General features: G+C 65.8%; 10 protein-coding genes and 3 tRNA genes. 5 read left to right on the top strand and 8 right to left on the bottom strand.

The features are described from left to right. Positions 1 to 83 precede the first annotated feature (83 nt). Positions 84 to 160: transfer RNA gene (locus N0D28_RS04080), tRNA-Arg, on the bottom strand. Between the two features lie 180 nt (positions 161 to 340). Here N0D28_RS04080 and N0D28_RS04075 point away from each other — a divergent pair. Beyond that, entirely contained in the window at positions 341 to 1,414 is a 1,074-nt protein-coding gene (locus tag N0D28_RS04075) for a type IV pilus twitching motility protein PilT (RefSeq protein WP_376777666.1), read from the top strand. Between the two features lie 60 nt (positions 1,415 to 1,474). On the opposite strand, the gene N0D28_RS04070 is transcribed toward N0D28_RS04075, so the two are convergent. The 3 genes from N0D28_RS04070 to N0D28_RS04060 form a co-directional block, all read right to left on the bottom strand. Next, positions 1,475 to 1,548: transfer RNA gene (locus tag N0D28_RS04070), tRNA-Gly, on the bottom strand. 18 nt (positions 1,549 to 1,566) lie between these two features. Further along, positions 1,567 to 1,643, bottom strand: a tRNA-Pro gene (locus N0D28_RS04065). Positions 1,644 to 1,725: 82 nt separating this feature from the next. After that, positions 1,726 to 2,735 (bottom strand): IS630 family transposase gene (locus N0D28_RS04060; RefSeq protein WP_376777651.1). Its coding sequence is split into 2 segments (ribosomal slippage): positions 1,726 to 2,261 and positions 2,261 to 2,735, totalling 1,011 coding nucleotides; the frame shifts between segments, so codons are not numbered across the junction. A gap of 155 nt (positions 2,736 to 2,890) precedes the next feature. Here N0D28_RS04060 and N0D28_RS04055 point away from each other — a divergent pair. The 3 genes from N0D28_RS04055 to dusA all read left to right on the top strand — a co-directional run bounded on the left by N0D28_RS04055 (position 2,891) and on the right by dusA (position 6,577). Continuing rightward, positions 2,891 to 3,940, top strand: a complete 1,050-nt coding sequence (locus N0D28_RS04055) for a S66 family peptidase (RefSeq protein ID WP_260561106.1) — start codon at positions 2,891 to 2,893, stop codon at positions 3,938 to 3,940. A 92-nt stretch (positions 3,941 to 4,032) separates the two neighbouring features. Further along, positions 4,033 to 5,445, top strand: coding sequence for a class I SAM-dependent methyltransferase (locus N0D28_RS04050; RefSeq protein WP_260561105.1), 1,413 nt, complete (start codon positions 4,033 to 4,035; stop codon positions 5,443 to 5,445). Positions 5,446 to 5,518: 73 nt separating this feature from the next. Beyond that, a complete protein-coding gene (gene dusA / locus N0D28_RS04045; protein WP_260561104.1) occupies positions 5,519 to 6,577 on the top strand; it encodes a tRNA dihydrouridine(20/20a) synthase DusA in 1,059 nt (352 codons plus the stop codon). Between the two features lie 93 nt (positions 6,578 to 6,670). On the opposite strand, the gene N0D28_RS04040 is transcribed toward dusA, so the two are convergent. Then, positions 6,671 to 7,750 (bottom strand): DUF4388 domain-containing protein, encoded by a 1,080-nt coding sequence (locus N0D28_RS04040; protein ID WP_260561103.1) that lies wholly within the window; start codon positions 7,748 to 7,750, stop codon positions 6,671 to 6,673. Between the two features lie 333 nt (positions 7,751 to 8,083). On the opposite strand from N0D28_RS04040, the gene N0D28_RS04035 reads away from it, so the two are divergent. Continuing rightward, positions 8,084 to 8,839: an SDR family NAD(P)-dependent oxidoreductase gene (locus N0D28_RS04035; RefSeq protein WP_260561102.1), complete on the top strand. Its 756-nt coding sequence runs from the start codon at positions 8,084 to 8,086 to the stop codon at positions 8,837 to 8,839. 34 nt (positions 8,840 to 8,873) lie between these two features. On the opposite strand, the gene N0D28_RS04030 is transcribed toward N0D28_RS04035, so the two are convergent. The 3 genes from N0D28_RS04030 to ftsH all read right to left on the bottom strand — a co-directional run bounded on the left by N0D28_RS04030 (position 8,874) and on the right by ftsH (position 12,570). After that, positions 8,874 to 10,031 carry an MFS transporter gene (locus N0D28_RS04030; protein WP_260561101.1) on the bottom strand — a complete coding sequence of 386 codons (1,158 nt, stop codon included), beginning with the start codon at positions 10,029 to 10,031 and terminating at the stop codon, positions 8,874 to 8,876. Continuing rightward, positions 10,028 to 10,624: a hypothetical protein gene (locus N0D28_RS04025; protein WP_260561100.1), complete on the bottom strand. Its 597-nt coding sequence runs from the start codon at positions 10,622 to 10,624 to the stop codon at positions 10,028 to 10,030. The genes N0D28_RS04030 and N0D28_RS04025 overlap by 4 nt, the downstream gene beginning before the upstream one ends. Before the next feature lie 83 nt (positions 10,625 to 10,707). Then, a complete protein-coding gene (ftsH, locus tag N0D28_RS04020; protein ID WP_260561099.1) occupies positions 10,708 to 12,570 on the bottom strand; it encodes an ATP-dependent zinc metalloprotease FtsH in 1,863 nt (620 codons plus the stop codon). Positions 12,571 to 12,587: the final 17 nt, after the last annotated feature.

Here is a 12,587-nt window from a genome sequence, read left to right as displayed (position 1 = left end):
TTTTATACCTCGCCCGGCTGCACTCTCCCAGAACGCCCAAAGTCGAGCCAAAAGAAAAACCCCGTCTGAGACGGGATTCTGAGTGGTGCACCCTGCTGGATTCGAACCAGCGACCGACCGCTTAGAAGGCGGTTGCTCTATCCATCTGAGCTAAGGGTGCCGGGGCCGAGCGCGGCGGCATTCCTGCCGAAAGAATGTACCACCTCGCCCGGCAGTTTGAAAGGCCGCGTTGAGACTTCAGCTCCGTCAGGTTTGCGTGAGAGCCGCTTGCCTACGCTCGGGCAGTGGACCTCTTACATACCCTGCTCAGCACCATCGTTCAGGCCGGAGCCAGCGACATCTGCGGGCAAGCAGTCTGCCGGGCGGACGGGTCGGCGGCGATCTGCGGCGTTTCGGCACAGAGAAGCTCAGTACTGAGCAGCTCGAACACTTCACCCGGCTGATGATGGACCGCCCCGAGCAGTGGAGCGAGTTCGCCAAGCAGCGCGACGCCGACTTTGCCTACAGCGTTCCCGGCCTGGCCCGTTTCCGGGTCAACGCCTACCACCAGCGCGGCTCCATCAGCATGATCATGCGGGTCATCGAAGACCGACCCATTCCAACGTTCGAGCAGCTCGGCTTGCCGCAGGCCACCTTCGAGTCGCTGGTCGCCAACGAGCGCGGCCTGATTCTGGTGACCGGCCCCACCGGCAGCGGCAAGACCACCACGCTGGCCTCGATGATCGACCACATCAATGCCCACCAGCCGGTCAACGTGCTGACATTGGAAGACCCGATTGAGATTTTGCACCATGACAAGCAGGGCACCGTCTCGCAGCGTGAACTGGGCCGCGATACCCTGTCGTTCGCAGCGGGCCTGCGGGCCTCAATGCGCCAGGACCCCGACGTGATCCTGATCGGTGAGATGCACGACAAGGAAACGGTAGAGGCGGCCCTCTCGGCGGCGCAGACCGGCCACCTGGTGTTCAGCACCCTGCACACCATGGACGCCATGCGAACGATGATTCGCATCATCGACTTCTTCGCGCCGCACGAGCGCGCCCAGATTCGTCAGGGCCTGGCCGAGAGCCTGGTCGGGGTGGTCAGCCAGCGCCTGTTGCCCAGGGTCGGCGGCGGGCGGGTGCTGGGCATGGAAGTGATGCTCGGCACCGCCACCATCCGGGAATGCATCAAGCACGAAGACAAGCTCGAAGAGATCAAGCAGGCCGTCGAGGAAGGCGGGCTGCACGGCATGCAGACCTTTGATCAGCACGTGGTGCAACTGGTCGGTGCGGGTCTGCTGAGCCGCGAGGATGCCCTGCAAGCCGCCACCCGGCCCCACGAGGTCAAGATCAAGCTGATGCAGGCCAGCTTCGCCTCGGCCCAGCCCGCCGCGCCGCAGGTTGCACAGGCAAATGGGGCCGCCGCGAGCTGAGCCGGAAGACGAACAACCAAGAAAGCAGCGGCCCATTGCAAGGCCGCTGCTCTTTAAATCTGGAGCGAGATCACGGATTCGAACCGAGGCCAGAAGCTTGGAAGGCTGCTGTGCTACCACTACACCAATCTCGCGTGCGCGCGCTGCCGTGCTGGTCGAGGCGACAGGATTCGAACCTGCGACCCCTTGGTCCCAAACCAAGTGCGCTACCAGCCTGCGCTACGCCTCGTCAGTCAGCGCGCACAAAGAAGTATAGCAGAACGCCCGCAGCGCTCAAGCCCGCGCATTGGCCTATTGATCCCGGCTGAAGTTCAAGATGGGAGATAGCTGTGCAGGAGGCGAGCAGGGAGTCGGACATACCGAACGCGCTGCCACCCAACCCGGAGGCGTGCCTTCAGTTCCTGCAAGGTGCGGGCACAGAAGTTCCCCAGGATGTTCCGCTTCATGTACGCCCACACCAGCTCGATGGGATTGAGTTCCGGAGCATACGGTGGGAGGTACTGCAGGGACAACCGAGATTCACCTGTGACGAAGGCCGTGACGGCCTTCGACTTATGGATGCCAGCGTTGTCCAGCACCACCACGATCTCTCCTGGGACGTGGGTCAAGATGTGCTGGAGGAAGCAAATAACATCGGGGCCTTTGAAGGCCCCGTGCTGAGTTTGTTGGAAAAACTGGCCAGCAGTGGTCACCGCACCGATGGTTGAGACCTTATCCCAGCTCGCTTTCCCGAGGACCACGGGGGTCTGGCCGCGCAGCGCCCAGGTCTGCTTCACCGTGCCTTTGAGACTGAAGCCCACTTCATCCAGGAACACCAGGGTCGCACCGGCAGCTACTTTTTTTTGATCTCGGGAAGGGTGGTCTGAATCCAGGTCGCCACAGCGTCCGGGTTCTGTTCCAGGGCGCGTTTGTCTGGCTTCTGGCGGGAAAAGCCCAACTGGTGCAGGATTCTGCGGACGTGATCGCGGTGATGCCAGATATCGAAGTGACGACCAATGACGTCTCTGACCCGCAAGGTGCTCCAACTGGCGTCAGGAAAGCCGTGGACCTGCGCGCCTTCGCACAGGAGACGCTTGAGTGTCTCCCGCTGTTCCCCGCAGAGCGCTGGCGCTCTTCCCGTGGTCACCGTGGCCTGCAGCGCGTCTGAACCCTGGTGCCGCAGGCGATGTTTCCACGTGCTGATGGTACTCGCCTTGACGCCCAAGAACTCAGCGAGTTCCTGGGTACTGTGCGCTTGAGTCTCGAGGAGTTCGAGGAAGTGCAGCCGACGTTCTTCGAGTTGAGTTCGGGTCAGGTGCGAGGGTAGCCAACGGTCGGTCATCTCTCCAATCTACTATCTCCAACTTCAGCTGAGATCAATAGGCCATCTGGCCCGCTCGGCGGCCTGTGCGCGCCGCTATGCTCAGCCATGACCACTCCCTTCTCTGCACCCGCGCTGCGGTTCATGACCACTGGAAGACTTAAGGCGGGGCAACGATGACACCTACATTCATTCGCCCGCCCGCGCTCCAACCTGGCGATACGGTGGCGGCCCTGAGCCTGTCGAGCGGCTTCGTGACTGAGGTGATGCACCGCTACGAGGCGGGCATCCGGCAGATCGGGGCGGCGTTCGGCTGGCAGATCGTACCCGCCCCCAACGCCCTGCGCGGCGAGGAATATCTCTCCCAGAATCCCCAGGCCCGCGCCGACGATTTGCACTGGGCGCTGGAAAACCCCGACATCGCTGGAATCCTGAGCATCATCGGCGGCGACGACAGCGTGCGGCTGCTGCCGTACCTGAATCTGGAACTGATTCGCCGTCACCCCAAGGTCTTCCTGGGCTTCTCCGACGCCACCGTCACGCTGATGCAGTTTCTGCGCGCGGGCGTCTGTTCCTTTCACGGCCCAGCCCTGCTGACCGATTTGGCCGAGCACGGCGGCATCCGGCCCGAGGTGGCGCGGGGCGTGCGGCAGGCAGTCATGTCCGCCCAGCCGTTCACCTTTCAAGCCGCCCCAGCGTGGACCGAGCAGCGCCTCGAGTGGCTTCCCGAACTTCAGGAGACGCCGCGCGATTTTGCGCCCTCGGAAGGCTGGACCTGGCTGCAAGGCCAGCAGCCCACCGAGGGCCACCTGATCGGCGGCTGCCTGGAAGTGCTAGACATGCTCAACGGCTCACCCGGCTGGCCGGAGCCAGACCTGTGGCGCGGCGCGGTGCTGGTTCTTGAAACGAGTGAAGATGTACCGCCGCCCCACCAGGTCGGATACTGGCTGCGGAACTTTGCCGCGCAGGGCATCCTGCAAACAGCAGCGGGCCTGGTGCTGGCCCGGCCCAGGAGCTACCCGCCCGAGATGGTGCAAGGCCTCTACGGTTGGGTCAGAAAAGTGTTGCGGGAGGCGGGGCGCGAAGATCTGCCGGTGCTGGCGAACGTGGATTTCGGCCACACCAGTCCGCAGCTCACCCTGCCACTGGGGGCGCGGGCACGGCTCGATCCGCTTGCTGGAACGTTCGCGGTGCTGGAGGGCGGGGTGAAGCAGCCGCTGGATTAATCATATTGGGCTGATCACTTTGGGTTGGTCGCGGCGAGTCGAAACCCTCAGCCAGTATCATGGCCGGGTTGCCGCCGTAAGGAGAATTCCGCATGCCCAGATCGTCTCAGTCCAGATCGTCTCAGTCCAGATCGTCTCAGTCCCGCTCCAGGCTCAGTCCCGCCCAGACCACCGCCCTCAGTGCTGCCGCCCTGACGGCTGCTGCGGTGCTGATCGCCCGCCTGCGCCCCGCCGCCACCGCTGGAGAGCTGCGGGACGCCGCCCTGCGCCTGCTGGAAGTCGGCCTGCCCAGCCGCCGCCGCTTTGCCGTCGAGCTGTGGGACGGCACGACCCTGCCCGCCACCACCGGCGAGGACGCCCGGCTGAGGCTCAACAGCCCCAAGACCCTGGGGCGGATGCTGAGATTGCCACTGGACGTGGCGCTGGGCGAGGCGTACATCCGGGGCGATTTCGACATCGAGGGCGATTTCTCGGCGGTGGTCGAGCTGGCCGACACCTTCGACGCCGCGCCAGGGCTGAAGGCCGTGCCGGGGCTAATGCGCGACTATGAGCGTCTGCGCCGGGGAGCCGGTGCACCGCCGCCCGCACCCAAGGCTAGCCTGGAAGGCGAGACCCACAGCCGCGAGCGCGACAAGGCCGCTATCTCGCACCACTACGACGTCTCCAACGACTTCTACAAGCTGTGGCTCGACGAGCGGATGGTCTACTCCTGCGGTTACTTTCCCAGCGGCGAGGAAACCCTGGACGAGGCTCAGGCCGCCAAACTCGAACTGATCTGCCGCAAACTCAGACTCAAATCCGGTGAGAAATTGCTTGACATCGGCTGCGGCTGGGGCGGGCTGGCAATCTATGCTGCGCAGCACTACGGCGTTTCGGTCACGGGCGTCACCCTGTCGGAAGCGCAGTTGCAGGAAGGCAAAGCCAGGGTCACCGCCGCCGGGCTGGACCACCTGGTCAGTTTAGAGCTGCGCGATTACCGCGACGTCGAGGGGCCGTTCGACAAGATTTCCAGCATCGGCATGGCCGAGCACGTGGGCCGCAAGAACATGGCCGAGTATTTCGCCACCGCTCAAAGGGTGCTGAAACCCGGCGGGCTGATGCTCAACCACGCCATCGCCTCAGGGCTGGGGCAGGCCAAGGTCTCGAACCTGCTGCAATCCGGCAACTTTGCGCGGCGCTACGTGTTCCCCGACGGCGAGCTGCTGCCGATCTGGGAAACCCAGAAATTTGCCGAGGAAGCCCTCTTCGAGGTGCGCGACGTGGAAAACCTGCGCGAGCACTACGCCCAGACCACCCGCCACTGGGCCAGGAATCTGGAAGCCCACCAGACGGCGGCACTGGAATTTCTGGGCGAGGAGCGCTACCGGCTGTGGCGCATCTACCTGAATGCCTGCGTGTACTACTTCAGCGCCGGGCACCTCTCCATTTTCCAGACGCTGCTGGCCAAGCCCGACGAGCAGCGCCGCGTGACCTTGCCGCCCAGCCGGGCCGATCTGTACCGCTGAGCCGGGCGCTGAGCGCCACCATGACCCAGACCGCCTTCCCCGATGCGCCCAGGCGCTACACTGCGCGGCTGAGATGACGGCCCAGATTCTGCCCCCACCGCACACCTTCAGCGTGGCCCCGATGCTCGACTGGACCGACCGGCACTGCCGGGTCTTTCACCGGGCCCTGAGCCAGCGGGCGCTGCTGTATACCGAGATGATCACCACCGGGGCGCTGCTGCACGGAGATCAGGCCAGGCATCTGGACTTCTCGGCCCGCGAGCACCCGCTGGCCCTGCAACTCGGTGGCAGCGACCCCGCCGCGCTGGCCGAGTGCGCCCGCATCGGCGAAGACTGGGGCTACGACGAGATCAACCTCAACTGCGGCTGCCCCTCGGACCGGGTCCAGAGCGGAGCCTTCGGTGCCTGCCTGATGGCCACACCCGACGTGGTGGCGCGCGGCGTGGACGCCATGCGCGGGGCCGTGGGCGTGCCGGTGACGGTCAAGCACCGCATCGGCATCGACGACCTCGACAGCTACGGTCACCTGCACACCTTCGTGCAGACGGTGGCGGCAGCAGGCTGTCAGACCTTCATCGTCCACGCCCGCAAGGCCTGGCTCAGCGGCCTCTCGCCCAAGCAAAACCGAGAGGTGCCGCCGCTGAGGTACGACGTGGTGCGGCAGCTGAGCACCGACTTTCCGCATTTGACCTTCGTACTCAACGGCGGCGTGCAGACACTCGGCGAGGCCGAAACGCACCTGGACTGGGCGGGCGGCGTGATGCTGGGCCGCGCCGCCTACCAAACGCCGTATCTGCTGGCCGCCGTGGACCGCCGCTGCTTCGGTGAGGCCACCCCAGACCCCAGCCGCCGCGAGGTCATCGAGGCGTTCCGGCCCTACGTGGCCGAGCAACTGGAGCGGGGCGTGTACCTCAGCCGGATGTTGCGCCATACCCTGGGCCTGTTCGCCGGTCACAGCGGCGCACGGCATTACAAGCGCACCATCAGCGAGCAGGCTTTCAGAGAGGGTGCGGGACTGGAAGTGCTGGACTCGGCCCTGGCCGGAATTCCCGACGCTGTGCTGGATTCGCGCGAACTGCTGCCGCCCGCCCACGAACCGGCGGCGCTGGCCCTGCAAGATTTGGCCCTATGAGCAAGATTTGGCCCTATGAGATTGAGCACTGTGCAATCTGGTGCTGTGAAATCCGCAAGATCAGCCTTGCACTGAGACAGTCTACGAGGCCACCTACCGGCGGCGCAGCAAGCGGCCCAGACGCTGCAACGGCGAGGGTGGCGTCGCTTGATCGGGAAGGCGGGCGGCGATGCCGGGCGGCGGCCTGGTTAAATCGCTTTGCACTGGTTTGACCTGGAACGGATCAATCCGTACTGGACTGGCTTGTACTAGGCTGGTTTGTACTGGGCTGACCTGCGCCGGGACAGTCGGTGCCGTGTCGGCGCTCGGCGGCTCGGTGGCCAGGGCACCGTCCAGCGCGGCCCGCAGCAGCAGACTGTCTAGCTTGCCCAGCGGGTTGCCGGGCCATTCGTCTGCGGCCAGCGGGCTGACCTCGGTCCGCAGTTCGGCTGCAAGACTGAGGCTGAGTAGACAGTTCAGCGCGGCCTGACCCTGCTGGTCTGACCCCACACCCGCCGCCGAGACCCGCCCGACCTGGTTGGCGCTCAGATCAATCTGACCGACTGGCCCGGCCCCGGCCCCAAACAGCGAAACCCGGTAGGCCCGGCGGCTGACCGAGAAGAGTTGCAGCACGTCCACCAGCGGTGTGTCGCGACTGCGGGTGACGAAGGCCGTGCGGTGGTCTTCCGGCAGCAGATCGGCCACCAGCGCGGCCTCGGCGGAGTCGTCGACGACAATGCCCGACAGGACCGCTGAAGCGTTGTGCTCGTCATCGAGGGCGGCCATGGCGATCAGCAGGTTCTCACCGCTGGCATTCAGGCTGCGCCGCTTCAGAGCCGCCGAACCCAGGGCTGCCGGGCTGCGCTGCACCGTGAACTGCCCGCCCTGCTGCTGAAAGAGGGTCTGGAGCGCCCGCAGGCCGACATACGCCCCGATGGGCCGCACCGGGCGGAACATGATGTCGGCGGGCTGCCCCTGGTCGAGTAGCAGCGTGAAGCTGCCCGCCAGCGTGGTGAGCTGCCAGGTCAGGGTTTCGCGGCGACTGCACAGGTACAAGAACAAATCTTCCAGGGCGTCGTAGGTAAAGGCCCCCTCGATGATGATCGGCCCGGCAGATTTCAGACCCCGGGCCGGGTGGCCGGGGCGCACTGCGCCTTGTTCGTGTTTTTGCTGTTCATCTGACCGCTGGCCCATGCTCTCTCCCATGCGTGCCGTTCACTCGCCCCGCGTTCTCTCTACATTGTGGCAGGCCCGGCGGGACTTACGAAAGCAGGAAATCGTCAGTTTGCCTGGCCTGGGGCCGCTAGCGTGAAGATGCCCCGACAGGGGTGGCCGGCCTGGCAAACAAAAAAGCGCGCCCCGCGTGGAGACTGGGGCGCTATTTGATATTCAGTTGTTGGGGATGGTGTCAGTGTGACACCAACTCTGGGGACAGATGACCTGGGGCCAGATCTGACGCTGCTGCCCGGAAGGGTCGCCGCCGCCATAGACTTGCCCGAACCAGCTCACCTATCAGGAGGCACTCCCATGCAAATCGATCTGACCGGCCACCTCGCTCTCGTCACCGGAGGCTCGGGGCAACTGGGCCGCGTCATGTGCCGCACGCTGGCGGGCTGCGGCGCGGATATCGCCGTGCATTATCACCAGAACGCAGCAAGCGCTGAAAAAGTGGTGGCCGAAGCGCGGGCGCTGGGCGTCAGGGCCGTCAGCGTGCAGGGCGACATCACGCAGCAAGCGGACGTGCAGGCCATGCGCCAGCAGATCGAGGCCGAACTCGGATCGCCCGACATTCTGGTCAACAATGCCGTCATTCAGTACGACTGGACCAGCGTGCTGACTCAGCCGCTGGCCGATTACGAGGGTCAGTTCCGCTCCAGCGTGCTGCACAACGTCCTGATGGCCCAGGTGTTCGTTCCGGCCATGATTCAGCACGGCTGGGGACGGGTCATCGGCATCAACACCGAGTGCGCCATGCAGAATCTGCCGACCCAGAGCGCCTATGTGGCAGGCAAGCGCGGCATGGACGGGGTGCTGAGGGTGCTGGCCCGCGAGGTCGGCGAGCACCAGATCACGGTCAATCAGGTGGCCCCCGGCTGGATGATCAGCGAGGACAAACCCGATGATGCCGCAGCCGACACTTACCGGGCCGGGGTGCCGCTGCGCCGCCGGGGCTGTGACCAGGACATCGCCAATCTGGTGGCGTATCTGGCTTCCGATCTGGCAAATTTCATCTCTGGGCAGTACATCTCGGTGTCGGGCGGCAACGTGATGCCGACGATCTGAGAGCGGCGATTCGGAGGCGAGGGGTCAGCGCAGGTCAGAGCTTCGCCCAGGCCCGCCGCCCCACCCCACCCGCGCCCAGCATCGCCACCAGACACAGCGCGGCCACCGCGTTCCAGCCGCGCCAGTCGTAGGCTGCGCCCGCCAGCACGCTGGCCACCGACGCGCCGCCGTAGTAGGCCAGGTTGTAGAGGCCGTTGGCCAGGCTGCGTCCGCCAGCGATGCTCTGCTGCACGGCACTGAGGGCTGCCGCCTGGGCCACGAAGACCCCGCAGGCGGCCACGGCCAGACCCGCGATCAGCAGCGGCAACGGGGAGGCCAAGGTGAGCGCCAGCCCCGCCAGGCTGGTGAGCACGGCAGCTCCGAGTGCCCAGCGGGGTCCGCGCCGCGCCAGGGCCGGGGCCGTGATGGGCGTGATGACCGCGCCGAGCAGGTAAACCGCGAAGATAAAGCCGATGGCCCCGCTGCCCAGCGAGTACGGCGGGGCGGCCAGCCGCAGGGTGACGGTATTGAAGACCGACACCAGCACGAACAGAATTAGAAAGCCCACCGCACAGGTCAGCCGCAGCACCGGATTGTGCAGATGACCCGCGAGCACGCGGGCGGCTTCCGGTAAGCGGCGCTGCGGCGTGAAGTGCTGCTCGTGCGGCAGGCCCCGCCAGGCCACGCCCAGACCCGCCAGGTTGGTGAGGGCCAGCAGCCCGAAGGCCAGATGCCAGTTGCCCTCGTACTCGGCGAGACCGCTCAGCAGCCGCCCGGCAAAGCCGCCCACGATGGTGCCGGTGACGTAGGCGGTGAGCAGCCGCGCAAAGCGCGCGGGCGGCGATTCCTCGGCCAGGTAGGCGCTGACGGCCACCATCACCAGCGGAATCAGCAGGCCCTGGACGAAGCGGGCCAGGTTGAGCGCACTGAGCGAGTGGGCCTGGGTCGCCAGCAGGCTCGGCAAAATCAGCAGCGCGAAGGCCCCCAGCATGACGCGTCGGCGGCCCAGCGCGTCGGCGATCAGGCCCGAGAGCGGCGAGAAGAGGGCCATCGCCAGCGTGGTGCTGCCGACCACCGTGCCGACTTGGGCCGCGCTCACGCCGAAATCGCGGGCCAGCACCGGCAGCAAGCTCTGTGGCGCATAGACATTCAGAAAGAGCAGCGCCCCGATCAGGCCGAACGGCAGGGCAGACAGCCGATCAGGCCCGTTCACGCCAGGCCGACCAGCCCGGCAGCGCTGCGCCATGCCTCGAATGCGCCGAGCTGTTCGGCCAGCCCAGGGTCCGGCTGGCCGGGCGGCCCGGCAAAGATCAGCACGGGCCGCGCCTCCAGGGCGATGCTGCCCAGCGTATCAAGCCGCGCCAGCACCGCCTCAAACTGCCAGTCATTGGCCCACAGCCGCTTGAGCGCGAACAGCACCGCGTTGCCGGGAGGCCGCGCCCCACCACTCTCGCTGCGGCGCTCACCGGGTCGGCGCAGGTGAAACTCGCCGCTGCTCAATCCGGCATTGTTCACGGCCCTGAGCAGCAGTTGCACGCTGTCGTCCATCAGCGCCGAGGTGCGGACCAGACTGGTGGCCTTTTCGCACAGCCCTTCGAGCACGTCCTCGTCGATGCGCCGGGGATTGATTGCCGCAAACAGCTTGCCGAGCTGCTCGGGCAGATTGGCGCGGCGGTAGAAGGCTTCCTCGAAGGCCGCTTCCAGCACGAAGGCAGCGGGCAGGCGGGCGGCGAAGCGGGCCAGCAGATGGGACTCCAGGCCCACCCGTGCCTCGGAGAGGGTCGCCGCTTCCGGAAAGGTAAACATGCTGCCCAGGGTAACCAAAAAAGCCCCGGTCTTCAGCTCATTTGCTTGCAGACGGGGACTGACGCTTAAAGATTGAACGCTTTCTAGACCCCACCCGGCTTGAGGGTGCCCACGGCGGGCAACTCGGTGACGGCGGGCAGACCCAGAGTGGGGTCTTCCAGGGTACCGCCCGCCAGGACCGCCGCGAACTGCTCGGCGTTGAGGGTTTCATGGACGATCAGCGCGTCCACCAGCCGGTGCATCTGATGCACGTGCTCGGTCAGCAGCACGTGGACCCGGTCATACTGCTCGCCAGTGATGCGGCGCAGTTCCTCGTCGATGCGCTCGGCAGTCTCCTCGCTGTACAGACCGCGCTCGCCGGGCAAACCCAGGTAGCCGCCGTCTTGCTGGAGGGCGATGTTGCCGAGTTTGCTCATGCCCCACTCGGTGATCATCTTGCGGGCGATGTTGGTGGCCTGCTGGAAGTCACTCTGCGCTCCGGTGGTGACGGCCCCCAGTGCCACCGCCTCGGCGGCGTGCCCGGCCAGCGCCACCGCGATGCGGTCGAGCAGCGACGCCTCGGTGTGGTGCATCCGGTCTTCAGGCGTGTACATGGCCGCGCCCAGCGCCCGACCACGCGGCACCACCGTCAGCTTGTGGACGCGGTCCGCGTGCGGCAGCAGTTGCGCCGCCAGCGCATGCCCGACCTCGTGGTAGGCCGTCACCCGCCGGTCCTTCTCGCCAATGACCATGCTCCGGCGCTCCGGTCCCATCAGCACCCGGTCACGCGCCTCGTCGATGTCCTTGTTGGTAATCCGGTTGCGCTGCTCCCGCGCCGCCCCCAAAGCCGCCTCGTTCAGCAGGTTCTCCAGATCCGCTCCCACCATGCCGGGGGTGCGGCGGGCCACCGCGTTGAGATCGACATTGGGTTCGAGGGGCTTTTTACGGGCGTGAATCTTGAGGATGGTCTCGCGGCCCTTCACGTCCGGCGCGTCCACCACCACCTGCCGGTCAAACCTGCCGGGCCGCAACAAGGCCGCGTCCAGCACATCGGGCCGGTTGGTCGCCGCCAGGATGATGACCTCGTGCGTCGTCCCGAATCCGTCCATCTCCACCAGCAACTGGTTCAGGGTCTGCTCACGCTCATCGTTCCCGCCCTGCATGCCCGAGCCGCGCTTGCGCCCCACCGCGTCGATCTCGTCGATGAAGACGATGCACGGCGCAGCTTTGCGGGCCTGCTCGAACAGATCGCGCACGCGGGCCGCTCCCACACCGACGAACATTTCCACAAAGTCGGAGCCACTGATGGAGAAGTACGGGACTTTGGCTTCTCCAGCAACAGCTCTGGCCAGAAGTGTCTTGCCGGAGCCAGGAGGACCGACCAGCAAGATGCCGTGGGGGATACGGGCCCCCAGGGCGTGGTACTTCTCGGGGTGCTTGAGGAAGTCCACGACCTCGGTGAGGTCGGCCTTGGCCTCGTCACAGCCTGCCACATCGCCGAAGTTGACCTTGATCTGCCCTTCCTGGACCACATGGGCCTTCGATTTGCCGAACTGACTGGCCGGGTCGCTGCCCTGCTGATTGCGGCTTCGCAGCAGCGTGATCAGCAGCACCACGATCAGCGAGACGGTCAGCATGGTGCTCAGCGCCGTGATCCAGTTGAAGCGGCCCGGCTGGGCAATGGTCACGTCCACGCCGCGCTTTTGCAGGCTTTCTACGTTCAGCAGCGGATCGTCGGCCAGCGAGCGGCTCTCGAAGCGGGTGCCGTTCTTGAGGGTACCGTCAAGCTGGGCGGTGTTGTCCTGATACTGGATGGTGAGGTTTTGAATCTCGCCGCCTGCGAGTGCACCCTGAAACTGATCGAGACTGAGCGGCGACTGCGCCGGGCGCGGCATGGTCAGGCTGATGACGGCCAACAGAAGGAGCGCTGCGCCCAGCAGCCAGAGGGGCCACACCACACGTTTCATATGCCTCTGAGTGTACG

Source organism: Deinococcus rubellus, from assembly GCF_025244745.1.
Classification (GTDB): Bacteria; Deinococcota; Deinococci; order Deinococcales; family Deinococcaceae; genus Deinococcus; species Deinococcus rubellus.
The sequence above is the reverse complement of the archived record's forward strand: the minus strand, read 5'-3'. Positions and strand labels throughout refer to the sequence as shown.